Annotated in this window: 24 protein-coding genes; 9 read left to right on the top strand and 15 right to left on the bottom strand. The window is 65.5% G+C overall.

The features are described from left to right. The 4 genes from TPR58_RS10690 to TPR58_RS10675 form a co-directional block, all read right to left on the bottom strand. The gene (locus TPR58_RS10690; protein WP_346246639.1) at nucleotides 1-1,266 is read right to left on the bottom strand and encodes an MFS transporter; all 1,266 of its coding nucleotides are present in this window, start codon (nucleotides 1,264-1,266) and stop codon (nucleotides 1-3) included. Further along, on the bottom strand, nucleotides 1,263-2,450 hold the full coding sequence (locus tag TPR58_RS10685) for a nucleotidyltransferase domain-containing protein (RefSeq protein WP_346246638.1): 1,188 nt from the start codon (nucleotides 2,448-2,450) through the stop codon (nucleotides 1,263-1,265). The genes TPR58_RS10690 and TPR58_RS10685 overlap by 4 nt, the downstream gene beginning before the upstream one ends. 457 nt (nucleotides 2,451-2,907) lie before the next feature. Next, nucleotides 2,908-4,188 (bottom strand): sensor histidine kinase, encoded by a 1,281-nt coding sequence (locus TPR58_RS10680; protein ID WP_346246637.1) that lies wholly within the window; start codon nucleotides 4,186-4,188, stop codon nucleotides 2,908-2,910. Then, nucleotides 4,185-4,925 (bottom strand): response regulator, encoded by a 741-nt coding sequence (locus TPR58_RS10675; protein ID WP_346246636.1) that lies wholly within the window; start codon nucleotides 4,923-4,925, stop codon nucleotides 4,185-4,187. Before TPR58_RS10675 ends, TPR58_RS10680 begins: the two co-directional genes overlap by 4 nt. A gap of 231 nt (nucleotides 4,926-5,156) precedes the next feature. On the opposite strand from TPR58_RS10675, the gene rpsU reads away from it, so the two are divergent. The 4 genes from rpsU (at nucleotide 5,157) to TPR58_RS10655 (ending at nucleotide 7,651) form a co-directional block, all read left to right on the top strand. Continuing rightward, complete coding sequence (rpsU, locus tag TPR58_RS10670) at nucleotides 5,157-5,363, top strand: 30S ribosomal protein S21 (protein WP_010162663.1); 207 nt, start codon at nucleotides 5,157-5,159, stop codon at nucleotides 5,361-5,363. A gap of 99 nt (nucleotides 5,364-5,462) precedes the next feature. After that, entirely contained in the window at nucleotides 5,463-6,077 is a 615-nt protein-coding gene (locus tag TPR58_RS10665) for an FKBP-type peptidyl-prolyl cis-trans isomerase (protein ID WP_346246635.1), read from the top strand. A 45-nt stretch (nucleotides 6,078-6,122) separates the two neighbouring features. Further along, a complete protein-coding gene (locus TPR58_RS10660) occupies nucleotides 6,123-6,269 on the top strand; it encodes a hypothetical protein (RefSeq protein WP_346246634.1) in 147 nt (48 codons plus the stop codon). 101 nt (nucleotides 6,270-6,370) lie between these two features. Continuing rightward, complete coding sequence (locus TPR58_RS10655) at nucleotides 6,371-7,651, top strand: sugar transferase (protein ID WP_346246633.1); 1,281 nt, start codon at nucleotides 6,371-6,373, stop codon at nucleotides 7,649-7,651. A gap of 14 nt (nucleotides 7,652-7,665) precedes the next feature. Here TPR58_RS10655 and TPR58_RS10650 read toward each other — a convergent pair whose 3' ends face one another. The 5 genes from TPR58_RS10650 to wecB all read right to left on the bottom strand — a co-directional run bounded on the left by TPR58_RS10650 (nucleotide 7,666) and on the right by wecB (nucleotide 12,556). Continuing rightward, nucleotides 7,666-8,658, bottom strand: a complete 993-nt coding sequence (locus tag TPR58_RS10650) for a M48 family metalloprotease (RefSeq protein WP_346246632.1) — start codon at nucleotides 8,656-8,658, stop codon at nucleotides 7,666-7,668. Nucleotides 8,659-8,751: 93 nt separating this feature from the next. Then, nucleotides 8,752-8,973, bottom strand: coding sequence for a hypothetical protein (locus tag TPR58_RS10645; RefSeq protein ID WP_346246631.1), 222 nt, complete (start codon nucleotides 8,971-8,973; stop codon nucleotides 8,752-8,754). A gap of 320 nt (nucleotides 8,974-9,293) precedes the next feature. Continuing rightward, nucleotides 9,294-10,091, bottom strand: a complete 798-nt coding sequence (locus TPR58_RS10640) for a metallophosphoesterase family protein (RefSeq protein ID WP_346246630.1) — start codon at nucleotides 10,089-10,091, stop codon at nucleotides 9,294-9,296. A gap of 49 nt (nucleotides 10,092-10,140) precedes the next feature. Beyond that, complete coding sequence (gene wecC, locus TPR58_RS10635; RefSeq protein WP_346246629.1) at nucleotides 10,141-11,442, bottom strand: UDP-N-acetyl-D-mannosamine dehydrogenase; 1,302 nt, start codon at nucleotides 11,440-11,442, stop codon at nucleotides 10,141-10,143. Next, nucleotides 11,426-12,556, bottom strand: coding sequence for a non-hydrolyzing UDP-N-acetylglucosamine 2-epimerase (gene wecB / locus TPR58_RS10630; RefSeq protein WP_346246628.1), 1,131 nt, complete (start codon nucleotides 12,554-12,556; stop codon nucleotides 11,426-11,428). The genes wecC and wecB overlap by 17 nt, the downstream gene beginning before the upstream one ends. A 72-nt stretch (nucleotides 12,557-12,628) precedes the next feature. Here wecB and TPR58_RS10625 point away from each other — a divergent pair, with 72 nt between their 5' ends. Then, nucleotides 12,629-13,387, top strand: a complete 759-nt coding sequence (locus TPR58_RS10625; protein WP_346246627.1) for a glycosyltransferase family 2 protein — start codon at nucleotides 12,629-12,631, stop codon at nucleotides 13,385-13,387. Here the strand turns inward: TPR58_RS10625 and fcl are convergent, their stop codons facing one another. Both fcl and gmd read right to left on the bottom strand, forming a co-directional pair. Further along, nucleotides 13,388-14,323, bottom strand: coding sequence for a GDP-L-fucose synthase (fcl, locus tag TPR58_RS10620; protein WP_346246626.1), 936 nt, complete (start codon nucleotides 14,321-14,323; stop codon nucleotides 13,388-13,390). After that, nucleotides 14,320-15,393: a GDP-mannose 4,6-dehydratase gene (gene gmd / locus TPR58_RS10615; RefSeq protein ID WP_346246625.1), complete on the bottom strand. Its 1,074-nt coding sequence runs from the start codon at nucleotides 15,391-15,393 to the stop codon at nucleotides 14,320-14,322. Before gmd ends, fcl begins: the two co-directional genes overlap by 4 nt. Before the next feature lie 296 nt (nucleotides 15,394-15,689). On the opposite strand from gmd, the gene TPR58_RS10610 reads away from it, so the two are divergent. From TPR58_RS10610 to TPR58_RS10595, 4 genes are read left to right on the top strand one after another with little or no spacing between them, the layout of a single operon-like run. Continuing rightward, nucleotides 15,690-17,078, top strand: a complete 1,389-nt coding sequence (locus TPR58_RS10610; RefSeq protein WP_346246624.1) for an O-antigen ligase family protein — start codon at nucleotides 15,690-15,692, stop codon at nucleotides 17,076-17,078. Nucleotides 17,079-17,110: 32 nt separating this feature from the next. Then, nucleotides 17,111-17,839, top strand: a complete 729-nt coding sequence (locus TPR58_RS10605) for a polysaccharide biosynthesis/export family protein (RefSeq protein ID WP_346246623.1) — start codon at nucleotides 17,111-17,113, stop codon at nucleotides 17,837-17,839. A 14-nt stretch (nucleotides 17,840-17,853) separates the two neighbouring features. Beyond that, entirely contained in the window at nucleotides 17,854-20,088 is a 2,235-nt protein-coding gene (locus TPR58_RS10600) for a GumC family protein (RefSeq protein WP_346246622.1), read from the top strand. Between the two features lie 8 nt (nucleotides 20,089-20,096). Continuing rightward, nucleotides 20,097-21,335, top strand: coding sequence for a tetratricopeptide repeat protein (locus tag TPR58_RS10595; protein ID WP_346246621.1), 1,239 nt, complete (start codon nucleotides 20,097-20,099; stop codon nucleotides 21,333-21,335). A gap of 65 nt (nucleotides 21,336-21,400) precedes the next feature. Here the strand turns inward: TPR58_RS10595 and TPR58_RS10590 are convergent, their stop codons facing one another. The 4 genes from TPR58_RS10590 to TPR58_RS10575 are packed head-to-tail and all read right to left on the bottom strand — an operon-like array spanning nucleotide 21,401 to nucleotide 25,424. Then, nucleotides 21,401-22,381 (bottom strand): UDP-glucuronic acid decarboxylase family protein, encoded by a 981-nt coding sequence (locus TPR58_RS10590; protein ID WP_346246619.1) that lies wholly within the window; start codon nucleotides 22,379-22,381, stop codon nucleotides 21,401-21,403. Nucleotide 22,382: 1 nt separating this feature from the next. After that, nucleotides 22,383-23,540 (bottom strand): DegT/DnrJ/EryC1/StrS family aminotransferase, encoded by a 1,158-nt coding sequence (locus TPR58_RS10585; protein WP_346246618.1) that lies wholly within the window; start codon nucleotides 23,538-23,540, stop codon nucleotides 22,383-22,385. Continuing rightward, nucleotides 23,518-24,114 (bottom strand): acyltransferase, encoded by a 597-nt coding sequence (locus tag TPR58_RS10580; RefSeq protein ID WP_346246617.1) that lies wholly within the window; start codon nucleotides 24,112-24,114, stop codon nucleotides 23,518-23,520. Before TPR58_RS10580 ends, TPR58_RS10585 begins: the two co-directional genes overlap by 23 nt. Next, on the bottom strand, nucleotides 24,111-25,424 hold the full coding sequence (locus tag TPR58_RS10575; RefSeq protein WP_346246615.1) for a nucleotide sugar dehydrogenase: 1,314 nt from the start codon (nucleotides 25,422-25,424) through the stop codon (nucleotides 24,111-24,113). Before TPR58_RS10575 ends, TPR58_RS10580 begins: the two co-directional genes overlap by 4 nt. Nucleotides 25,425-25,436: the final 12 nt, after the last annotated feature.

Below are 25,436 nucleotides of genomic sequence, written 5' to 3'. Positions count from 1 at the left end.
TCAGTCCTCCAGGATCTGCGAGTGCTTCCGGGTGTCGCGCATCCTGAGATAGGTCAGCAGCGACACGCCGATCATCGCGGTGACATACCAGTAGAATCCGCGTTCCCAGCCCCAGCCCTTGAACTGCAGCGCGACATATTCGGCGGTGCCGCCGAAGATCGCATTGGCCACGGCATAGGGCAGGGCGACGCCGAGCGTCCGGATATGCGCCGGGAACATCTCGGCCTTCACCACCGCGTTGATCGAGGTGTAGCCGGTGACGATCACCAGCGCGCCCAGCATCAGCGCGAATGCGACCATCGGATCGCGCGTCCTCTCCAGCGTGACGAAGATCGGGTAGGTCAGCGCGACGCCGAGGACGCCGAACCCGACCATCAGCGGCTTGCGCCCGATCCGGTCGGACAGCGCGCCGCCCAGCGGCTGGATCAGCATGAAGGCGAACAAGGCTGCGGCGTTGATCTGCGAGGCGGTCGCGCGGTCGAAGCCGGAGGTGTTGACCAGGAATTTCTGGAGATAGATCGAATAGGCGTAGAAGGCGAGCGTGCCGCCCGCGGTGAGCAGCATCACCAGCGCCGCCTCGCGCGGGTGCTGGGTGATCAGTGCGCCGAAGCTGGACTTCGCCTTCTCCTTGCGCGCGAAGCTCTCGGTCTCGGCCAGTCCGCGCCGCAGCCAGAACACCACCACCGCAAGCACCCCGCCGATCGCGAAGGGAATCCGCCAGCCCCAGGAATCGAGCGCGGCCTCGCTCATCACATTCTGCAGCACCAGCAGCACAATCAGCGCGACGAGCTGGCCGGAGATCAACGTCACATATTGGAAGCTGGAGAAGAAGCCGCGGTGGTTCTTGCCTGCCATTTCCGACAGATAGGTGGCGCTCGCCCCATATTCCCCGCCGACCGACAGGCCCTGCATCAGCCGCGCGATCACCAGCAAGGTGGGGGCGGCGACCCCGATCGTTTCATATCCGGGCGTCAGCGCGATGATCATCGATCCGGCGCACATCAGGGTCACCGACAGCGTCAGTCCCGCCTTGCGCCCGTGCCGATCGCCATAAATGCCCATCAGCCAGCCGCCGATCGGCCGCATCAGGAAGCCGACGGCGAACACGGCGGCGGTGTTCAGCAACTGGGTGGTCTGGTCGCCCTTGGGAAAGAAATGCGGTGCGAAATAGAGGGTGAAGGCGGCATAGGCATACCAGTCATACCATTCGACCAGATTGCCGGCCGAGCCGCCCAATATCGACTTTACGCGGCGCGCCTCGATCATCCCCTGAGTCCCAGCATTCGTCCGCTCCATCGCACCCCGCCCAGCACGGGGTAGAGAAACCCCAACCCCTTGGGCAACCGGCTCGTCGCCCGGTCGGCCGGATTGGCCGCCAGCGATCCCAGTTCGCTCAGCTTGTAGCCGATCTCCGGACGCAGCATCAGCCCCGACATCAATACCGGCAGCATCGTGCGTGCGGTCGGGCTGGCATGTTCGGTCGCCTCGAACTCGCCCGCCAGGCAGTTCTTGGCCACGCGCACCAGCCTGCGATGTGCCCGGTCGCGGTTCAGCTCGGCGACAAAGTCCGGTGACAGGTCCAGCCCCAGCCATTCGTGCATCAGCAGCAGCCCCTGCGCGGCGCAGCGTCCGACGCCGTGGCGCCGTGCTTCGCGGTAGCGCACTTCCGGCCCGGCTTCGTCATTGCCCAGCAAGGCCGCCATGTCGGCCAGCCATTTCAGGCGGAACCAGCCATGATGCGCGCCATGCGCGAACAGATAGGGGAAGAGCAGGTCGTCGCCCAGCGTCGGGACGGCGATCCCGGGAGCGATCGTCATCTGTTTGCGCGGCGAGTCCAGCACCGCTTCGGGCAGTAGCGCCGGATTCTGCAGCAACCGCCCGTGAAGCTCGACGATCAGCCCTGCGCCGGGATGCCGCCATCCGGTTTCCTTCGAGAACTCCATCCACGCCGCGACCTGATCGTCGGCCACTTCGGGGCCGGGACTGAAACGGATATAGCCCGCCTGGCGCAGCAGTTCGGCGGCGCGGGCGATGTCCTTGCGACCGACAAGGATGTCGATGTCGTTGGCGGATTTCACGCTCAGCGTTCCATAGGCCTGGATCGCCATCGGCAGGCCCTTGAACGTGATCCAGTCGATGCCGGCCGCGTCGAACAGGCGGCCGAGCCGGCGCGTTTCCGCCGTGGCGCCGAGATTGCGCCGGGCGATCTGGCCGCCGCGTTCCGCCAGCAGTCGGTCGATTTCGACCGGCGGTGCGAGCCGCGCGCTGCGCACCGCGTCGGCGACGAGACCCCAGACACGGTGGCGATTGGCGATCCGGGCGACGCGGGTCCAGTCGAGCGGCGCCGAGGCCGCAGCCTGGACCACCGGATCGCGCGTCACGCGCGGCCAGCGGCAGGCGGCACAAACGAAGCGGAATTCCGGGCTGGGATGATCGGGAGAGGGCGCCATTGCCGGCCCTTATATCAGGGGGCGGCGTGCCGGATAGCCGGCCGGTACATCTTCGAGCCGCGGGTCTCCACCGGGACGGTCGGAAAATGGGGGAGAGCCTGCTTCGGTCCAAGGGGGCACATATGGACGAAGCGGACCCTCCCCAGCGACCGGTCGCGACTCCAACGAGGGGGAGAAAGCCGCGGGCCGGTGCGCCCCGCTCCCCGGCACGGCGGGAAGCGGCAACTCGTTCAGCGCGTCATCGCGCTAGTTACCATGATGGCGCTGCCACGATGGACAGCGCCCGAGGTCGTCGGTGCGGCGAGTGCCTTTGGGTCGTGTGCCAGTCCCGGGTTCTGTGAGTGCATCTGTCGCCATCCGCGGTGTTGATGGCATCCTTCTGGCGTTCGAAATGCATCGCGGGATTTCGCCATGTCGCGAAACTGTTTCACGATGTTTCGGAAGGGGCGGCGGTCGCTCAATGTTCGACCGGGAGCCGGACGCTCACCCGTGCGCCACCTCCTTCACGATTGCCCAGCGAAACGCTGCCGCCATGCGCTTCTGCGAGCGATCGGGCGATCGCCAGGCCCAGCCCGGTGCCGCCCGTTGCCCGATTGCGCGACGTCTCGCCCCGGACGAACGGGGCGAACAGCGCCTCGGCACCACGGGGGAAACCGGGACCCTCGTCGTCGATCCGGACCTCGACTCCATCGCCGGCGATTTCCCACCCGACCAGGGTCGAGCCGCCATAGCGCACGCCGTTGTCGACAAGATTGGCGAACAGGCGGCGCAGCGATTGCGAATCGCCGCGGACGATCGCGCGCGGGCCAGATTCCACGGCGACCGGCGCGCCCGCCATCGCCATGTCGTCGATCAGGCTCTCGATCAGGCTGCCCAGCTCGACGCGCTCGCACGCATCGACCCGCTCGTCCCGGGCGAACCGCAGCACGGTCGCCAGCATCGCGCGGATTTCGTCGATATCGGCGACGGCACGTTCGCGCGCGTCATCGGGCAGTTGCTCGACCCAGAAGGCCAGTCGGGTAATCGGCGTACCCATGTCGTGCGCGATCGCCGCCAGCATGGTGGTGCGGCTCTCGGCCTGTTCGAGGATGCGCTTCTGCATCGTGTCCAGCGCGGCGGCGAGCTCGCGGACTTCGCGAGGCCCCTCCTCGGGGATCGGGGTGCGCGTGCCGAGACGCATCGACCCGGCGACTGCCGCGAGCCTTCGGATCGGACGCGAGATGGCGCGTGCGACCAGCCAGGCGCCGAGCGTGAGCAGTCCCAGCACTGCCAGCGTCGATCCCAGCGTCAGCCGGTGCCACGCGGTCAGCATGGGGCGGGGGGCGGACAGCCCGCTGCGCGTACCTTGCGGCCCGTTCCAGATGACGACGAAATCGCCCCACAGGGCGTCGCGCCCCGGCGCCTGAATACGCTGGTAGCGGCCCGATATCTGATTCGCCGGCACCCCGATCGCAAGGGCGATCGCCGCATCGCGCTCTTCGCTGGGATATCCCGCCCGGTTTTGCGTGGCGGGCGCTCCCGAGACGATGGTGAAGCGGCCTGCGCGCATCCGGGCGGGCGTCTTTCCCTGCTTCAGTCCGGCCGCCAGATCCTCGATCAGGACGGGGGGCGGGAAGGGCGGGGGACCGCTGAACATGATCGCGAACTGGACCAGGGACGCGACGGCCACCGCGGCGACCACCAGCAGGACGATTGGCCCGACGATCGATCGCGGGCGGCGCCGGGGCAGGCTGGTCATCGCCGGGTCACGTCGGCGACGAACATATAGCCTTCGTTGCGGATGGTGCGAATCAGATCCTCGGCGCCCGGCCGGGCCAGCTTCTTGCGCAGCCGGCTCATCTGGACGTCGATCGCCCGGTCGAAATGCTCGGCGTTCAGGCCGCGCGACAGGTCGAGCAAGGTGTCGCGGGTCAGCACCCGCCGCGGATTCTCGACAAGGGCGAGCAAAAGCCGGAACTCGCCGTCGGAGAGGTTGATCACGATCGTGTCCGGATCCAGCAGCTGGCGGCCGACCGGATCGAGCCGCCACCCGGCAAAACGCATCAGGCTGCGTGTCGCCTCGGCTGGAGGCGACCCCGGATCGCGGCCGGCGCGACGCAGCACCGAGCGGATGCGGGCCAGCAATTCGCGCGGATTGGCGGGCTTGGCCAGATAATCGTCGGCGCCCATTTCGAGCCCGACGATGCGATCGACCTCTTCGCCGATCACCGACAGGATGATGACCGCGGGCCTGTGTACGGGGTCGAGGCTGCGCAGGATCGCCAGCCCGTCTTCGCCCGGCATCATCACGTCCAGCACGACCAGTGCATAGTCATGCTGTTCCATCGCGGCCCGCATCTGCGCCCCGCCGTCCGCGGTATCGACGACATAGCCATGGCCGGCCAGGAATGCGGCCGTCAGTTCCCGGATGCCGGGGTCGTCGTCGACGATCAGGAGGCGGGTTTCGTAATGCAAGGCGGTTGCGACGAGGGTCATCCTGCCATGTTGGGGGTTCAGCCTATCCGCCACGTTGCAGCGCTGCAACGTGATGAAATGCAAGGCGCATGTGGCTTTCGGGTCACGCCCTCGCGCGCTCGTTCCATCGGGCCGGGCACGTGAAACGCTTGTATATCGCGACTCTCCCTGCTACCGGCCCCTCAACGTCGCGAGTCACGCACTCCGGCGATCCCTTCGCTATTGAAGATTAACTGGAGCACTGACGGCGTTATGCAAATCATCGTCCGCGATAACAATGTTGACCAGGCGCTGCGCGCGCTCAAGAAGAAGCTGCAGCGCGAGGGCGTCTATCGCGAGATGAAGCTGCGCCGTCACTATGAGAAGCCCAGCGAGAAGCGTGCGCGCGAGCGTGCAGCGGCGGTCCGTCGCGCCCGCAAGCTCGAGCGTAAGCGCATGGAGCGCGACGGCGCCCGTTAAGTCCATGTCGGTCATCCCGCGCGGACAGTGCCCGCGCGGGAGGCCGTTTCTTTGCCGTCGCAAGGTTACCGGCGGTTCCGTCGTTCGAGGATTCCGTCGATGTCCGTGACTGCCGTCCCGCTGCAGCCCGTCAAGAAGAGCGTGAAGCTCTGGCTCCTGCTCGGAGTGCTGGTGGCTTTCGCCCTTGCCGGAGCGCTCGCTTGGGTCGGCACCCGCGACGTGGTCGTGAAGCACATGACCAACGAGGAATTTCTCGCCGCGAACCGGACCAATCCGGGCGTGAAGCAGACCGCGTCGGGCCTTCAGTACGAAGTGATCAAGGAAGGCACCGGTCCTGCCGGGCAGGACGGCGGTGCCGTGGTCCTCAACTATGAAGGCACCTTCCGCGACGGCAAGGAATTCGACAAGAGCCAGCAGCCGGTTCCGTTTCCGGTTCAGCAGGGTGCGTCGATCCCCGGCTTCTACGAAGGCCTGAAGCTGATGAAGGCGGGCGGCGAGTATCGCCTGTGGATCCCCGCGAACCTCGCCTATGGCGAGAACACGCCCGATCCGACGCGGCTTCCCCCCAACTCGCTGCTGATCTTCAAGGTCAAGGTCGACCGCATCATGTCGCCTGAAGACGTGCAGCAGATGATGCTGATGCGCCAGCAGATGCAGGGTGGCGCTCCGGGTGGTCCCGAAGGCGCGCCGCAGGGCGACGGCCAGCCCCGCTGAGTCGCATGCCGCCGTCACGCATCACGTGACAGCAAGGCGGCATCGTTGATCGAGGTTAATGCGCTCGCGGCGCATGCTGAAACCGGTTCGACACGCAATTGTCAGAAAGCCGTGTTGCTGCGCGTAAGTGCAGCTAAAAAGGTCGATTTTGGCACGGTTGGCCTGCCGATGGCATTGCCCTGCGCGATTTGAGCGCGTATCGGTTCCGCAACTGCACAAACGCAGGTTGCGGGTCCACATGAAACGGGCGCCAGTGGCGCTGTCGAAACCAGAGGGCCGTCAGGATGCTGATGATGCGCGGTCAGCCGCAACCTGTAGCACGCAGATACCTTGAGTCGCTGTCGTTCCAGCTTCTCGGTATCCTGGTCGCCTCCCTCGGTGCTCCCTTCATCTACGTCGCGCTTCAGCCGCTGGATAATCTCGCCGAGGCGACGATCATCAACAGCGCGATCATGTCGCTGCTCGCCGCCACAATCGCGCTGTTCTTCTATCGGCGTGTCACGTCGTTTCCCGGGACGCGCGGGTTCGCCTACATCATCCCCGCCTACTCGGTCACGTTCGGCCTCGCTGTGGCGGTGATGCTGTTCGGGCGACTTCCCTATAGCGGCGCGATGATCTTGGCCGGTTTTGCCGCTTCGCTCGCCTTCGGCTTCCTCGCGGCGCATCTGTCGCAGAAATATGCACGGCGGCAATTCTACCTGGTGCCGTTCGGCAAGACCGACATTGCCACCGATACGCCCGGCGTCGACTGGATCGTGCTGAACCGTCCTGAAGTTCCGGATTACGATCCGCATGGCGCGATCGTCGCCGATCTCCGCCACGATCTCGATCCCGAATGGGAACGCATGCTCGCCTCCGCCGCCCTGTCGGGCCGGATCGTCTATCATTCCAAGCAACTCCGCGAGTCGCTGACCGGCCGGGTCGAGATCGAGCATCTGTCCGAAAACAGCTTCGGATCGCTGCTCCCCAACCTGGCCTATCGCAAGATCAAGCGCGCGGTCGACATTCTGGTGGCGCTGATCGCATTGCCCTTCCTGGCGCTCCCGCTCTTGCTGATCGCCGCGTGGATCCGCCTGGATTCGAAGGGGCCGGCGCTCTTTATCCAGGAGCGGATGGGATATCGGCACAAGCCGTTCAAGGTGCTCAAGTTCCGCACGATGGAAGTGCGACCCGCCTGCTCGGGGGCAGAGGCGCAGCGTGACGCGATCACTCAGGCGCAGGACTCGCGCATCACCCGTGCGGGGCGTTTCCTGCGCCGCAGCAGGATCGACGAGCTGCCGCAGCTATGGAATGTGCTGATCGGCGAAATGAGCCTGATCGGACCCCGTCCCGAGGCAATCCAGCTGGCCAGCTGGTATGAGCGCGAGCTGCCCTTCTATGTCTATCGCCACATCGTGCGGCCGGGGATCACCGGCTGGGCGCAGGTGAACCAGGGGCATGTCGCCGAGCTCGACGACGTCCATATCAAGCTTCATTACGACTTCTATTACATCAAGCACTTCTCCGCCTGGCTTGACCTGCTCATCACGATGCGGACGATCGGGACGGTCCTGACCGGGTTCGGCTCGCGCTGAGCCGAGTGCCGCTGTCACTTCGTGACGGCGGGGCCCGTTTCGGACGCGGCAAGCGCCCTGAGCGCGCGGATCCGGGCTTGGGGGTCGGCATGGGTCCGGAACATTCCGAACAGGGTGATGGCGGGGTCGAGCCGCGCAAGGATGACGGCGCCCCGATCGAGATCATAGCCGGCGGCGATCACCAGCCGGCCGCCAAATGCATCCGCCTCCGCCTCCGTGCGCTGGACGATGTCGCCATTCTTCCCGAATCCGCGAAGCGCGCCCTTGCGGGGCACCCGCGCCGTCTGGAGCACCTCGCGGTGGCCCAGCTGGACATGGCCCATCTCATGTCCGATCACGAAGGCAAGCTCGTCGTCGTTGCGGGCCAGGCCGAGCAGGCCGGTGGCGACGATGACATAGGGACCATTGGCCACTGCCTGACGCTGTTTCGATACGGCGAGGCGAATGCGCAGCAGGCAGCCGGGGATGGTGCTCAGCGTGCGTTCGATGGTCGCCGGACCGCGCAGCAGGGTCAGCCGGACCGTCCCGCGCGCCATGAGCTTCAGCAGCTTTTCCTCGCTCGCCTCGATCGCAGACCGCCGCGCCTTGGCATCGCCGATCGCAGCGATGGTTTCGGGAGATTCGAGCGGTTCGCCGTCGACTGCCAGCACGATGTCGCCGGCTTTCAGCCCGGCTCGTGCCGCTGGGCTGTCGGACACGACCGACAGGATGCCGGGTCCCCGGTCCAGGCCGTCGCGGACCATCGCTGGCCGATCCTCGGGCGCATAGTCGCCGAGATGATGCAGCAGGAGTCCGGAAACGGGGGCGGTTTTGGGGCAGAGGTCGGGGCGCGCGGTGGCGAGTCGATAGCCGATCGCCGCGATGCGGTAATCATCGGGCCGGAGGCTGCTTCCTTCAGCCGCGCGCATGTCGAGCGGGTGGGCGGCGGAACCTGAGAGCGCGGCGATGGCGCCTGCACCGCAGAGCAGCATCGTCAGTGGCGAGGCCAGCTGGAAGAGGCGGGGCATCATGGCTGTCAACAGCCACAAGGATGTGCCGCGGGCAATAAAAAAGCCGGGCAACAGCCGCCCGGCTTTTTCGAAATCGACTGATGTCGGCTGTTACGGGCTGGTCGGTTCGGAATCGCCCGACAGGCCGATCGCAATGCCGCCGATGATGGCTGCGAGAGCGAGGATGCCGACGAGAGCGGTCGAGCCGCTGACTTCGCTGTCACCTTCGACGACTTCGCTGGCGGGCTGGGGAGCCGACTGCGCAACGGCCGCCGACGAGACCGCTGCGAGCGACAGTGCCGCTGCGATCGAAACAAGGCCCTTGAATTTCACTTTAGATTCTCCCTCTAAGCCTGCTGCCCGACTTAACGAGCGCCGGAATATCCCATCGCTTCGCCGGTGTCCACCCCATATCCCAACCATCAAAAGGCGTTAGCCGATGATCGTTGCAACATGGACCGCCACGAAACTTCCGAAGCAGCGACAAGTTCCTTCCGCTGGAATTGCCCTAGGTGATTTACCCAGGGCTGGCAAGGAAAAGGGCTGATTTTGCACGCATTCGCAGCAAAACTGTTGCTGCCTTGCAATAGTCCGATCCATTCTAGCATGTAGTTGGATGCCGTCGCCGCGCTACGCGGGGCCGCGCACGCGGCTCAGGCCGCGGCAGTGCCTTCGGTCTGGATAAGCCAGCGATTCGCACCTTCGAATCCCATCGCGGTCAGTACGCCGCTGGCGAAGGCGCCGGTATCGAGGCCGATGCGATTCGGGCGCAGCTCGACGTCATTGGCAATGCTGTGACCGTGAACGACGATCTTCTCGAGCGGTCCGCGATAGGTCAGGAAATCGTCGCGAATCCAGCGCAGGTCGCTGATCTTCTGCCGTGCCAGCGGAAGTTCCGGGCGCACGCCAGCATGGACGAATGCATAATCGCCGATGACGATCATGTCCTCGAAGCTTTCAAGGAAGTCGAGGTGGCGCTGGGGGACCTTGTCGCGCACCAGTTCGAACAGTTGCTCGAACGTGCTGTCGCGGAATTCGGCGTCGCTCACGCCATAGCTCAGCACGGTCGCATCGCCCCCGATCCGGAGAAAATAGCGTAGCGCGCCGACGCTGCCATGGGTGCCGTCGTGAAGCGCCTGCAGGAAGACTTCTTCATGGTTGCCGAGCAGGAAGCGCGTCTCGGGGAAGCGTGCCTTCACCTCGATCAGGCGCTCGACCACCTGGGCCGATTCGGGGCCGCGATCGATCAGGTCGCCGAGGAACAACAGCGTCGTCTGGGATGCCCCGCGCGCCGCGTCATCGGCCTCGATCCGCGCGATCAGCGAATCGAGCAGGTCCAGTCGGCCGTGGATGTCGCCAATGGCATAGAGCCGCTGTCCCGGCGGAACCGAGCCTCTCGGCTCGTCCCGCGCAGGGCTGGGGGCCGCTTTCCTGAAGATCTTACTGAACATGACCACGCTTTCGCCGCGCTATAGCGGCAAGCGAGCGGCGCTGGAAGCGTTACGCTGCGCTGCGGTGAAGTTCCCGAATCGGAGGCGCGGTCTCAGGCTGGTCCGGCCAGATGCCGCGCGTATCATAGACGTGCTTGTCGGCCCGCTCGCCCAGCGGGATCGATTTGAACACCTCGTGATCCACCAGGACGATGAAGGCGGAGCAGGTCTCGATCGCGGTGTCGATATCGACCAGCGTCGCCCCGGCCTCGGTCAGGCCGGCTGGCAGCGTGGCGACATGCGGTTCGACGATGCGGATCTGGCTTCCGAAACGCCGCGCGAGATGCTCTGCCACCTTCAACGCCGGGCTCTCGCGGAAGTCGTCGATATTGGCCTTGAAGGCAAGGCCGAGGCACGCAATCGGCGTGCTGCCGGCCTGCGCCACCATCGCTTCGGCGCGGGCGATGACGTGGTCGGTCTTGGCATCGTTGACCTCGCGCGCGGTGCGGATCAACCGGGCATTGTCGGGATCGCCATGGACCAGGAACCAGGGATCGACGGCGATGCAGTGGCCGCCGACGCCGGGGCCGGGCTGGAGGATGTTCACTCGCGGGTGGCGATTGGCCAGCCCGATCACTTCCCAGACATCGACGCCCATCCCTTCGGCGATGATCGACAACTCGTTGGCAAAGGCGATGTTGACGTCGCGAAAGGCATTCTCGACCAGTTTGGTCATCTCCGCCGCGCGCGCTGTCGTGGTGACGCAGGCGCCGCGAACGAATCGCCGGTAGAAATGCAGCGCCTTGCGTCCGCATCGTGCCGTGACGCCGCCGATGCAGCGGTCGTTGTCGATCAGCTCGACGACGATCCGCCCCGGGAGCACGCGTTCGGGGCAATAGGCGATGGCGATGTCGGGCGTGCCGACGCATTGTCCTGGCACCTTCAGGTCCGGGCGCAACTGCGCCAGGAAGGCGGCAAGCTTTTCGGTCGTGCCGACCGGCGAGGTCGACTCGAGGATCACGGTGTCGCCGGCCTTGAGCACGGTGGCGACCGTGGTCGTCGCCTGCAGCACATAGCCGATATCGGGCGTGCGGTCGTCGTGGAACGGGGTGGGGACGGCAATCACGAAGATGTCGGACGGCTCGATCCGGGTCGAGGCGCGCAGCGTTCCACGCGCGACGACGCCGGACACCAGGCCGTCCAGATCGATCTCCTCGATATGGACCCGGCCCGAATTGATCGTCTCGACCACCTCGTCGCGGACGTCGACACCCAGAACCATCGCTCCCGTGCGCGCGATCACCGCGGCGGTCGGCAGCCCGATATAGCCCAGGCCGATGACGGCGACCTTCAGTTCAGACTCCGGCACCATAAGCGACAATCCCCGCAATTCTGTGGGCCGAATGACCGTCGCCGAACGGATTATGGGCGCGGGCCATGGCCGAATAGGCATCAGGTACGTCGAGCAGGGTTGAGATTTCGGTAACGATACGCGCCGTGTCGGTGCCGACCAGCTTGGCGGTGCCTGCTTCGATTCCTTCCGGACGCTCGGTCGTCTCGCGCATCACCAGCACCGGCTTGCCCAGCGCCGGGGCCTCTTCCTGGACCCCGCCCGAGTCGGACAGCACGATGTGCGACATTTCGAGCGCGCGGATGAAGTGCGGATAATCGAGCGGATCGATTCGGGCGATGTTGCCGCGCTGGCGCAGCACCGAGTCCATCGCGCTCGTGACGTTCGGGTTGGGATGCATCGGGAACAGGATGGCGGTGTCGTCGCGATCGGCGATCGATCCCAGCGCCCGGGCGATCGCTTCCATGCCGCCGCCGAAATTCTCGCGGCGGTGCGTGGTGACCAGGATCAGTCTCTTGCCCGCAAAGCGCTCGGCGATGGGGTCGAGGCCCGATACCAGCCCTGCGTCCGAACGGATACGCTCTCGAGTCCAGTGGAGCGCGTCGATCACCGTGTTGCCGGTGACATGGATCGTCGACGGATCGATCTGCTCGCGGCGCAGCGCTTCGGCCGCGGTCTCGGTCGGCGCGAAATGCTGGTCGGCGATCGGGGCGACCATCCGGCGGTTAATCTCTTCCGGCCAGGGCTGGTAGATGTCGCCCGAGCGCAGCCCGGCCTCGACATGACTGACCGGAATCTTGCGATAATAGGCGCTGAGCGCCGCCGCCATGACCGTCGTCGTGTCGCCCTGGACGATCACCCGGTCGGGCTGCTCGCGGTCCATCACCTCGCCGAGCGCAACCAGCAGGCGCGCGGTCAGCCGATCGAGCGTCTGGCCGGGCTCCATGATGTCGAGGTCGATATCGGGGATCAGGCCGGCGATCGCCAGCACCTGGTCGAGCAGCCCGCGATGCTGGGCCGTCACGCAGGTACGGACGTCCATTCCGCCATGGGCGCGCAGCGCGGCCACGACCGGGAACAGCTTGATCGCCTCGGGACGTGTGCCGAAGATGACGAGGATGCGCGGACGGCTCATGCGCCGCGGATAGCGGCAGGGACGTTAAATCTGCGCTAACCGTGCGCCCGCGCCTTTGCTAAGGGCGCGACGATGCCGATCCATAAACTCTCCGTCGTCACCGTCTGCTACAATCCGGGCCCGATCCTGGTGGAGGCGATCCGCTCGGTCCAGGCCCAGGATTTCGCCGACGTCGAGCATGTGATCATCGATGGCGGATCGACGGACGGCACGCCCGATCGGGTGGCGCCGCTGCTGCGGGCAGGCGACGTCTTCGTATCTGAGCCCGACAAGGGCATCTACGACGCGATGAACAAGGGTATCGCGCGCGCCGGCGGCGACGCGATCGCGCTGCTCAATGCCGATGACCGCTATGCCGATCCCGGCGTCCTGTCACGCGTCGCTGCCCGCTTCGACTCGAGCGGGGCGGATGCGGTGCTTGGCGATGTCAGCTTCTTTCGCCCCGGTGCGCCCGACGTCTCGATCCGCCGTTACAATAGCGGCATGTTCCGCCCGTCGCGGATCCGCTGGGGCTGGATGCCCGCGCATCCGGCGATGGTGCTGACGCGCGAGGCCTATGACCGAGTCGGGCCTTACAGCACCGAGTATCGCATCGCCGCGGATTTCGACTTCATCGTCCGTGCATTCCTCAAGCACGGGCTCAGCTATTCCTATCTGCGCGACGTGTTCGTGAAGATGCAGGTCGGCGGCGTCAGCACCGCGGGCGGATCGGCGCGCCAGACGATCAATCGCGAGATGCTGCGTGCCTGCCGCGAGAACGGCGTCCCGTCGAACGCGGCGATGATCAACTCGCGCTACCTCATGAAGGTGCTGGAACTGATCCGGCGCTGATCACGCCTTGTTGGCGAGAAACCAGTCATAGGTCTGCGCCAGCCCGTCGCGCAGCGACGTGCTGGGCGTCCAGCCGAGGTTGCGCAGCGTATCCGCCGCCATCAACTTGCGCGGGGTGCCATCGGGCTTGGTCGGATCGGCGACGATCTCGCCCTCAAAGCCGACGACCTCGCACACCAGCCGGGTCAGTTCGCGGATCTCCAGATCCTCGCCGCTGCCGACATTGACGTGCCGGGCATCCGAATAATTGCGCATCAGGAACACCAGTGCATCGGCGCAGTCGTCGGCGAACAGGAACTCGCGGCGAGGGGTGCCGGTGCCCCACATGACCAGTTGCCTGGCACCCGACAGCTTCGCCTCATGCGCCTTGCGGATCAGTGCGGGCACGACATGGCTGGTCTCCAGGTCGAAATTGTCGCCGATGCCGTACAGGTTGGTCGGCATGGCGGACACGAAGTCGCAGCCATATTCCTGGCGATAGCTCTCGCCCAGCATGATGCCGGCGATCTTGGCGATGGCGTACCACTGGTTGGTCGGCTCGAGCGGACCGGTCAGCAGCGCATCCTCACGAATCGGCTGCGGCGCCATTTTCGGATAGATGCAGCTCGACCCCAGCAGCATCAGCTTCTCGACACCTGACCGGCGTGCCGCCTCGGCGATGTTCGCCTGCATCACCAGGTTGTTGTAGAGAAACTGTGCGGGATAGGTCGAATTGGCCAGGATGCCGCCGACCCTGGCGGCGGCCATGAACACGGCATCGGGCTTGCGCTGTGCCATCCAGTCGAAGGTCTGGCGCTGGTCGATCAGGTCCAGCTCGTCGCGGCCGGCCGTGATCACCTCGCAGCCTTCGCCGGTCAGTCGTCGCACCAGCGCGCCGCCCACCATGCCGCGGTGGCCCGCGACGAACACGCGCTTGCCGGCAAGATCGTAGCTCATCCGTTCGAACGTCCGATCGGACCGTCGGCCATCACGACCAGATCCGCCTGAACCATCTCGCGAGCCAGCTCCTCGGCGCTGGTTTTGTGCTGCCAGCCCAGCTTCTCGCGCGCCTTGGTCGGATCGCCGATCAGCAGATCGACCTCGGTCGGCCGGAAATAGCGCGGATCGACCTCGACCAGGCAGGTGCCGGTGGCCGCGTCATAACCCTTCTCGTCAATGCCTTCGCCGCGCCACTCGATGCGGATGCCCACCTCGTCGAACGCCCATTCGACGAACTGCCGCACCGGCACCGTCTCGCCGGTTGCGAGCACATAATCATCGGGCTCGTCCTGCTGCAGCATCCGCCACATGCCCTCGACATATTCCTTCGCATGGCCCCAGTCGCGCTTGGCGTCCATGTTGCCAAGGTACAGCCGCTCCTGCTTGCCCAGCTTGATCGCCGCCACCGCTCGGGTGATCTTGCGCGTCACGAAGGTCTCGCCGCGCAGCGGGCTCTCATGGTTGAACAGGATGCCGTTGGAGGCATGGATGCCGTAAGCCTCGCGGTAATTCACCACGATCCAGTAGGCGTACATCTTGGCCACCGCATAGGGCGAGCGCGGATAGAAGGGCGTCGTCTCGCTCTGCGGGACTTCCTGCACCTTGCCGTACAGTTCCGACGTCGATGCCTGGTAGAAGCGCGTGGTCTTCTCCAGCCCCAGGATACGGATCGCCTCGAGGATGCGCAGCGTGCCGATGCCGTCGGCATTGGCAGTATATTCCGGCGTCTCGAAACTCACCTGGACATGGCTCTGTGCGGCGAGATTGTAGATCTCGTCGGGCTGCGTCTCCTGAATGATGCGGATCAGGTTGGTGCTGTCGGTCAGATCGCCATAATGCAGCGTCAGACGCGGATCCGGCACATGCGGATCCTGATAGATGTCCTCGATCCGGCCGGTGTTGAACGACGACGAACGCCGCTTCACCCCGTGAACCTCATATCCCTTTTCCAGCAACAGCCGCGCCAGATAGGCGCCGTCCTGCCCGGTAATGCCGGTGATCAACGCCACCCGGCGCGTGCTGCTCATAATGGATCGCCCTTAGTCTCGACGGTTGCGCACCTGCCAGAAGGCGAGGGATGCGCCAAGCGGGATTATCGGTTCGCCATGGTGTTGGACGGCCCCCCGGGCGGGTGGTTGCGGAAGGCGTTGGCCCCACCTATACCGCCCCCGGCCACGGCGCGGACATCGCGGTAAGCGAGCCGAATCGCCCAGGTTTCAAAAGGGATTATGCGTTGCGAGGATTGGCGGGAGTTGGATCGGCTCGGGGTCGATCCTCACGGGCGGCGCCCTTTCGAATTGGGCGGACTCTCGGTCACACGCCTGTGGCGTTCCTGGTATTCATCGGGTTTCTCGCGCTCGTATTCCTGATGGGCGGCGGATCGCGCGACGATATCGCCTCGCTCCCCATCCTTCGACCGGCCTGCGCCCTGATCGCCGCCTATGCCGTGACGATAGCGATGCCGGGTCAGATCGCCCGCATTCGTGTGCCGCTGATGCTGATCGCGCTGCTGGCGCTGTGGATGCTGATCCAGCTGCTGCCGCTCCCGGTGGCACTCTGGAGCGCGCTTCCGGGCCGTGCGGCCATCGCCGCGACCGACCAGTTGCTGGGGCTGGGCGACGTCTGGCGTCCGATCTCGCTTTCGCCGTCAAAGACGATGAACGCGCTGGGCTCGCTGATCGTCCCCGTCGCGGCGCTGTTGCTGTATGCGGTTCAGGACGATCAGGCTCGCCGTCGCATTCCGCTGATCCTGGTCGCAATCGCCGCGGTCAGCGCCGCGGTCGGCATCGCCCAGATCGGTACCGGGGGTGCCGGTGCGCTCTATCTCTATGCGAAGACGAATCTCGGAACCCCGGTTGGCCTGTTCTCGAACCGGAACCACCACGCCGCATTCGAGGCGACGATCCTGGTGCTCGTCGGCTGGTATTTCGCCGATCGCCGCCTGCGCGCCGAACGCGACAAGGGCGCTGTCGGTCCGCTGCTGATCGGTGCGGCGCTGGTGCTGGCGGTGTTCGTGACGTTGTTCTCGGGCTCACGCGCCGGCCTGTTGATCGGTCTGCTTTCGGCTGGTGCAGCCGCAGCCTTGTGGTTCGCCACCCCGAGCGGCGATCGCCGTGAAAGCCATCACGGCCCGATCACGGGCTGGCGCGTCTGGTTGCCCAGCGCTGCGGCTGTCGTGATCGCGTTGGGCGTCGTCGGCTATCTCGCCACGCAGTCGACCTCCTTCGATCGACTCGTCCAGCTTTCGGCGGGCGACGAACTGCGCGTCCAGATCTTCCCGCAGATCTCGGCCATGGCGAACGATCACTGGTTGTTCGGTACCGGCTTCGGCGCGTTCGAGCATGCCTATCGCCAATATGAGGCAAGCGACTGGCTTCGCTCGACCTATGTGAACAATGCGCATGACGATTGGGCGCAGTGGGTGATCGAAGGCGGGCTTCCGGCGATCCTGATCTTTTTCGGGTTCATGGTGTGGCTGGTGCGCCGCTTGATCGCGGTGTGGCGCGAGCGCGAGGCCCGGCCCGGTACCGTGCTGCTGGTGGCAACGGCGACCCTGGTGCTTGGTCTGCTGCTGGTCGCCAGCGTCTTTGATTATCCGCTGCGTGTTCCATCGCTGATGGTGTACGCCGTGCTGCTCGTGGCGCTCGTCGCCGATCCGCCCCTGCCTTTGGCGGCGCGATCGCGATCCTCGTCGCGGCGTGGCCGGAATTGAGAACGGACCCGTTGGGGGTGAAGGACAAGGTTATGAAGAATCGATCGAGCATGGTCGCGATGACGGCTTGCCTCGTTGCGCTTGCCGTGTCGGGATGCGCCGGCAAGGTGAAGCCCATCGGCGGCGCGCCAGGCTTGCAGGTGGCGCAACTTTCAGATCTGCCGGCTCCCACCTCGGGCGACCGTTTCGTGGCGGGTGAGCCCTATGTGGTCGGCGCGTTCGACACGATCGAGGTCGATGTGTTCGGCGTGCCCGACCTGAAGCGGACGGTTTCGGTCGATGCCAGCGGCACCTTTTCCTATCCGCTTGCGGGCGAGGTCCAGGCTGCCGGGCTGACGCCGCGCCAGATCTCGGCGGAGGTCGCGCGCAAGCTTGGCGCCTATGTCAAGAATCCCCAGGTCACGGTGAACGTGACCCAGATGGTGAGCCAGTCGCTGACCGTCGACGGCCAGGTCAATCGTCCGGGCAGCTTCCCGGTCGTCGGGCGCCAGACACTGATGCGCGCGATCGCAGTCGCGGGGGGCGTAGGCGAATATGCGCGGATGGACGATGTCGTCGTGTTCCGCACCGTCCAGGGACAGCGTTATGTCGGCCTGTACAATCTCGGGGCGATCCGTCGCGGCGCCTATTCCGATCCCGAAGTGTACGGGAACGACATCATCATCGTCGGCGATTCCAAGGAACGCCGGATGTTCCGCGATCTCCTCCAGGTCGTGCCGGTCCTGACCGCACCGATCATCGTCGCCGTCCAATCGCTGTAAGGTCCTCGAACGCCATGACTACGAACCTTACCTATGAAGAGGCCCCGTTCGATCCGGCGGCAACCAGCGTGGCGACCGCGGCGGCGCCCGAAAAGCCTGCGGGCCAGCGGCTCGACGAGCGCGCGGTCTCGGCGATCGAGCGCTATTGGCGGGCCATGCTGAACCGCAGGCTGCTGATCCTGGCGGTCCTGCTGGCCAGCATGACGGTTGGCGTGATCACCTATCTGATGGCGACGCCGCAATACACCACCACGGCGCGGATCGAGATCCAGCGGTCCCAGGCGAAGGTCGTCAATATGGGCGGCCTGGAACTGGAAGATCGCAGCCGTGACCTGCAATTCTATGAAACCCAGTATAATCTGCTGAAGGCACGCTCGCTGGCCGAGCGCGTCGCTCGCGTGCTGGGCCTGCAGAATGACGACAAGTTCTTCGCCATGTATGGTGATGACGGCTCGGCCGGTGCCACGGCACCGCGGACGCGCAGCGCCCAGGACCAGGCCAAGCGGCTGGACCAGGCAGCGTCGATCCTGCTGGAAAATATCTCGGTCGACCCCATCGGCTCCTCGAGCCTGGTCGATATCTCGTTCAAGAGCCCGAACGCCGAGCTGTCGGCGAAGGTCGCGAACAGCTGGGCGGCGGAATATATCCAGTCCAACCTCGATCGCCGCTTCGCCACCACCGCGGACGCGCGCGGCTTCCTCGAGCAGCGCCTGGCGCAGCTGCGCAGCCGGCTCGAGACGTCGGAGCGCGAGCTCGTCGCTTACGCCTCGGGCAAGGGCATCGTCAGCTTCTCCTCGGGCAGTTCCGAAAAGGGCGGCGGCGGTGGCGAGCGTACGCTGGTCACGGACGATCTGAGCACCCTCAACGCCGCACTCAATGCGGCGGTTGCCGAGCGCGTTGCCGCCGAGAGCGCCGTGCGCGCCTCGTCCGTGAATCCCAGCGCAGCAAGTCAGGGCACGATCGCCAGCCTGCGGCAGAAGCGGGCGGAATTGTCGGCGCGCTATTCCGCGTTGCTGACCAAGTTCGAGCCCGGATATCCGGAAGCCGAAGCGCTGCGCACCGAGATCATGGGGCTCGACAAGGCGATCGCGCAGGAAGGCGGTCGGTCGCGTTCGGACGCCGAAGCCGCGCTGCGCGCCGCCCAGTCGAAGGAATCGCAGTTCCGCGAGCAGGTCGCGAACCTGACGAAGAACTTCAACACCCAGCGCACCAACCTGATCGAGTATCAGATCCTTCAGCGCGAGGTGGATACCAACCGCACGCTGTATGACGGCCTGTTGCAGCGCTACAAGGAGATCGGCGTCGCGGGTGTCGGTTCGAACAATATCGCGATCGTCGATCCGGCCGAAGTGCCGGGCGGTCCGAGCGAGCCGAACCTGAACAAGACGCTGCTGGTGTCGCTGCTGATCGGTCTGGTGCTGGCAATGGGCCTCGTGGTGCTGGCCGAAGAGATCGACCAGAGCCTGCGCGATCCGGCGGATGTCCAGCGCGAGCTGGGCCTCCCGCTGCTGGGCACGATCCCCAAGGTCGAGGACAGAGACGTCGCGGAGGAGCTGCAGAACAAGAAGACGCAGCTCTACGAAAGCTATCTGGCGGTCCGCACGAACCTGTCCTTCCTGACCGATCACGGGGCGCCGAGCGTGTTGATGCTGACCAGCTCGCGTCCGAACGAGGGCAAGAGCCTGTCCGCCTATGCATTGTCGCGCCTGTTCGCCGAAACCGGCGCATCCGTGGTCCTGATCGACGCCGACATGCGCAATACGCGGCTGGACGATCTCATCTCGCTCGACGAGCGGCCCGGGCTCAGCAACTATCTCTCGGGTGCGAACGGCATCGAGGAAGTGCTGCAGCAGCCGCGGGGCGAGGGCTTTGCGATGATCCCGGCGGGACCGACGCCTCCCAATGCTGCGGAACTCCTCTCGTCCGATCGCTTCAAGGAGATGCTGGCGACGCTGCGCGAGCGCTATCGCCATGTCATCATCGACGCGCCGCCCGTGCTCGGCCTTGCCGATGCGCCGCTGCTGAGCCGCTCGGTCGACGGCATCCTGTTCGTGGTCGAATCGAACGTCGGCAAGCTGCGCATGGTGCGCGGTGCGCTGCGTCGTCTCGAACTGCCGGGCGCCAAGGTGTTCGGCGCGGTGGTGACCAAGCTCGACAACCGTAACAACAGCTATGGCTATGGATACGGCTATGGCTATGGCTATGGGTACGGCCGCAAGCGCGGCGAGACTGAGGACGTCAACGCCTGATGGTCGGGATGTCTGGCGATTCGCGTTCGCGTAACTGGGTGATCTGGGGTGTGGCGGGCGTCACCGCGGTCTGGCTGGGACTCAGTTCTGCCGCAGCGGTGACGAAGACGCTGCGGCCGTCGGTCGCGCTGAGCCTGCCGGTCAGCAACGGCTTCGCCTATGAGGCGCGTGCGGCGCAGGCGTCGATTGCCGGCGACACGCCGTTGCAGCGGGTGCGGATCACCGCGGCACAGCGCGACGATGCGAAGGCGGCGTTGCGGCGCGAGCCGCTGGCGTCGACCGCACTGACCATCGCGGGGCTCGATCGCGCCCAGCAGGGGGATGGCGACGCTGCGACGAAGCTGATCGCTCGCGCCAACCAGGTCGACAAAAGGCAGCTGATCGCGAACGCGTGGCTGATCAATCATTATGGCACGGCGGGCCGCGACAAGAAGGTGCTCGCGCTGCTCGACGAGGCGCTGAAGGTGCGTCCCGAGTTGAGCGGGCGCTACATGCCCGCCTTCGCCCAGGCGCTCGGCAATACCGAGACGGTGAACATCCTGTACGAGCTGCTCCGTCGCCGCCCGACCTGGCGCGCGGACTTCTGGCAGGCGGTGTCGAGCAACCCGGCGGCGCTGTCCAACGCCCAGGTCCTTCGGTCGCGCCTGCTGAAGGCAGGCGAGCCGCTGGGTCCGGTCGATTCGTTGCTGATGCAAGCATTCATCGGTGCCAAGCGGCTCGATCTGGCATTTCGCTATGCCGGGAACCTGCCCGATCTTCACGACGACAGCGGCAATCTGATTCGCAACGGCAGCTTCGATGAGCTTCCCCGCCTCGCGCCGCTCGACTGGGAACTCAAGAGCGACGGCCGTGTCGGCGCGGCGATCGACGAGGGACGCGGAACGCTGGAGATCAACGCGATCGCAGGTGCGTCGGCAACCGCCGCGCGCCAGCTGGTCGCGCTTCAGCCGGGCAACTATATCCTGTTCGCCAAGCTCGGCCAGGCAAGCCTGACCCGCGGTAGCGAAGTGGTGGTCCACCTGGTTTGCGCCGAGGAGAATGCGGCGAATGCGGCGCGGCTCGACGTCACCGTCACCGGGGATGTCGAACAGTCCTTCACCGTTCCGGCGGGAAGCACCTGCCGCTATTACTGGGTCAATCTCGAATTCTCGGCATTGAACGCGACCGGTCCGTCGCTTGCCAGTATCGCCGAGCTCCGCATCGTGCCGGGCCGGCTGAAGGACCAGACGCCGTCTGCCAATTTCTAGGCCGGCGGCGGCTGTCCCTTCCGGCCCGGGCGCTCCCGGGTCGGTCGAATGTTCGGTGACTAGGCCTAAATCTGCCGGGTCACGCCGGCCTCGGTGAGAACCCGATCGAAATAGGCGATCGTCGACGTCAGGCCCTCCTCAAGCGGAATGCGCGGTTCCCAGTCGAGGACCTGCTTCGCCTTGGCGATGTCCGGCTTGCGCTGGCGCGGATCGTCGGAGGGCAGGGGCTTGTAGACCAGCTCCGAGCGCGATCCGGTCAGGCGGATCACCGCTTCGGCCAGCTCGATCATCGTGAACTCGCCCGGATTGCCCAGATTGATCGGGCCGGTGACGCTGTCGTCGGTGCCCATCAGCCGGATGAACGCCTCGACCAGATCGTCGACATAGCAGAAGCTGCGCGTCTGCTTGCCGTCGCCATAGATGGTGATCGGCTGGCCCATCAGCGCCTGGACGATGAAGTTGGAGACCACGCGCCCGTCATTGGGGTGCATGTTCGGCCCATAGGTGTTGAAGATGCGGCCGACCTTGATCCGCGTCCCGTGCTGGCGGTGATAGTCGAAGAACAGCGTCTCCGCACAGCGCTTGCCCTCGTCATAGCAGGAACGGAACCCGATCGGGTTCACGTTGCCCCAATATTCCTCGGGCTGGGGATGCACGCTCGGGTCGCCATAGACCTCGCTGGTCGATGCCTGGAAGATCTTGGCCCCGACGCGCTTCGCCAGGCCCAGCATGTTGATCGCGCCATGGACCGAGGTCTTGGTCGTCTGAACCGGATCGTGCTGGTAGTGGATCGGCGACGCCGGGCAGGCGAGATTGTAGATCTCGTCGACCTCCACATAGAGCGGGAAGGTCACGTCGTGACGCTGGATCTCGAAGTGCGGATTGGCCAGCAGATGGGCGACATTGGCCTTCTGCCCGGTGAAGAAGTTGTCGATGCACAGCACGTCGTTTCCCGCGGCCAGCAGCCGCTCGCACAAATGGCTGCCGATGAAGCCCGCACCACCGGTGACGAGGATCTTCTTCTTCTGGATATTGGCCAGGCTCACGTCACGATCCTTCGTTCTGAAGCGCATCACGGACGCGCTCGATGATATAGTCCTGCTGCTCGGCAGTCAGATAGGGGTGCATCGGCAGGCTCATGACCGTCGCCGACAGCGCTTCGGAGGTGGGCAGGCCGTTACCCGTTACCGGATAGTCGCGATAGGCGCCCTGGTGATGGAGCGGCCGCGGATAATAGACCGCGCTCGGCACGCCGTGGGCCTTCAGCTCAGCCATGATCGCCGCGCGGCGCTCCGCCGGGACCTTCAGCGTATATTGCGCCCAGACCGAGGTGATCCCGTCGCTGATCGGCGGCACGGGAACCAGATCGGCGAACGCCGCATTGTACCGCGCCGCGACCTGCTGGCGCAGCGCGATCTCCTCGTCGAACACGGTCAGCTTCTGGAGCAGGATAGCCGCCTGGAGCGTGTCGAGCCGGCCGTTCACGCCGATCCGCTCGATATCGTACTTGTCGACGGTCGAGCGGCCATGCAGCCGGATCGACTGGCAGATCGCCGCAAGGTCCGCATCGTCGGTCAGGATCGCACCGCCGTCGCCGTAGCAGCCCAGCGGCTTGGCGGGGAAGAAGCTGGTCGCGGTGATCGTGCCGAAAGTGCCGACCTTGCCGGCCTGCGTCTGCGCGCCCAGCGACTGGGCGGCATCGGCCATGATCCACAGATCGCCGGCGGCGGCGCGGATCGCGTCATAACTTGCCGGCAATCCGAACAGGTCGACCGCGATCAGGCCGACCGGATTCAATCCGCGTGCCCGTGCCAGTTCGATCCCGGCGGCGATCCCTGCCGGGTCGAGGTTGAAGTTGTCGGCGTCAACATCGATGAAGATCGGCGTCGCTCCCAGCAGCGCGATGGCTTCCGGCGTGGCGGTGTAAGTGAAGCCGGGACAGAGTACCGCGTCGCCGGGCTTGAGCCCCAGCGCCATCATCCCGATCAGCAGCGCATCGGTGCCGCTGGCGCATGAGATCACATGCTTCGCACCGGTGAACTGGGCCAGCGCGCCCTCGAACTCGGCGATCTCGGGACCCATGATATACTGGCCATGGTCGAGCACGCGCGTGATCGCCGCGTCGATCTGCGGCCGCAGACGCGCCTGCTGCGCGGGCAGGTCGATAAAGTCGATCGGAGCGTCAGGCGAGAAATTCGAGGCCATGGTCGCCCTCCCGATAGGTGGAACCGTCGATGGGGCAGACCAGGTCGGCTCCCAGCCGGGCGCCGGCGCGGCTCATCCACCCGATGCGGCGGGCGGGGACTCCCGCCATCAGTGCATAGGCAGGCACGTCGCCGGTCACCACCGCCCCGGCAGCGATGAAGCAATAGTCGCCCAGCGTGTGGCCGCACACGATCGTCGCATTGGCGCCGATCGAGGCGCCGCGCTTGACGAGGGTGTCGCGCGCTTCGTCCATCCGCTTGATCTCGGCGCGCGGATTGTTGACGTTGGTGAACACGCAACTCGGACCGCAGAACACGCCGTCCTCCAGCGTCACGCCCTTGTACAGCGAGACATTGTTCTGGATCTTGCAGTCGTTGCCGATGGTGACGTCGGGCCCGGCCACGACATTCTGGCCCAGGCTGCAATTCTCGCCGATCACGGTGTTGGCCAGGATATGGCTGAAATGCCAGATCCGCGTTCCCGCCCCGATCCGTGCCGGTGCATCGACATAGCTGCTCTCGTGGATCAGCGCGCCGGGATGGTCGGCGCGCTCCTGCATCTGGCTATTGCTCATGCCCGGGCGACATTGTCTGCGGCGCGACACACGTTGCGCGTGTCGACAACCAGCTTCGCATGGTCGACGATCAGGTCCCAGTCGACGTCGGCATGATCGGTGGCGACCAGGACGACATCATAGGCCGCGACGGTCGCCGCCGTGATGTCGACCGACTTGCGGCCGGCGAATTCGGGATGGTCGCGGGTCATCGGGACCTCGGGAATGTGCGGATCGTGATAGTCGACCCGGCTTCCGCGATGCTCGAGCAACTCGGTCAGCTTGAGTGCCGGGCTCTCGCGCATGTCGTCGACATTCTTCTTGTAGGCCATGCCGATCAGCAGGATCCGCGCGCCGTTCAAGCCGCGTCCGGTCTGGCGATCAAGCGCTTCGGCCAGCCGATCGATGACGTAGCGCGGCATCGAGGTGTTGATCTGCCCGGCCAGTTCGATGAAACGCGTGGGGCTTTCAAACTCGCGCGCCTTCCACGTCAGGTAGAAGGGGTCGATCGGGATGCAATGGCCGCCAAGGCCGGGTCCCGGATAAAAGGCCATATAGCCGAAAGGCTTGGACTTGGCAGCGTCGATCACTTCCCAGACGTTGATGCCCATCTTGTCGAAGATCATCTTGAGTTCGTTGACGAGCGCGATGTTGACCGATCGGAAGATGTTCTCCGTCAGCTTGACCGCTTCGGCCGTCGCCGCGGAGGTCACCGGAACGGTGCGGCTGACCAGATTGTCATAGACCTTCGTTGCCAGCTGCAACGACGCCGGGTCGTCGGCGCCGACTACCTTGGGAATGATCGAGTTGGTGAAGTCGGGATTGCCCGGATCCTCTCGCTCGGGCGAGAAGGCGAGGAAGAAGTCGCTGCCGGCCTTCAGGCCGCCGGCCTCCAGGATCGGTTGCATCACCTCGCGCGTGGTCCCGGGCCAGGTGGTCGATTCGAGGACGACCAGCTGGCCTGCGCGCAGCGCCGCCGCGATCGAGCGGGTCGAATTCTCGACATAGGTCAAGTCGGGTTCCTGATGCTTGTCGAGCGGGGTGGGGACCGCGATCAGGATCGCATCGGGCTCGCCCAGCCGACCGAGGTCCGCCGTTGCCTCGAAGCTGCCATCGGCGATCGGTGCAGCGAACTTTTCGCCCGGGATATGCTTGATGACGGTGCCGCCCGCCATGATCTGGTCGACGCGGCTCTGCTCGACATCGAAGCCCAGGACGCGAAAGCCCTTGCTGACCGCGGTGAGCGCGAGCGGCAGCCCGACATAGCCAAGACCAATGATTCCGATGGTGAAATCGCGCTGGTCAACCCGGGCGAAAAGCCGTTCGAGCATGGAAATGTGGGA

The organism is Sphingomonas rustica (assembly GCF_039652585.1).
GTDB lineage: Bacteria > Pseudomonadota > Alphaproteobacteria > Sphingomonadales > Sphingomonadaceae > Sphingomonas > Sphingomonas rustica.
The sequence above is the reverse complement of the archived record's forward strand: the minus strand, read 5'-3'. Positions and strand labels throughout refer to the sequence as shown.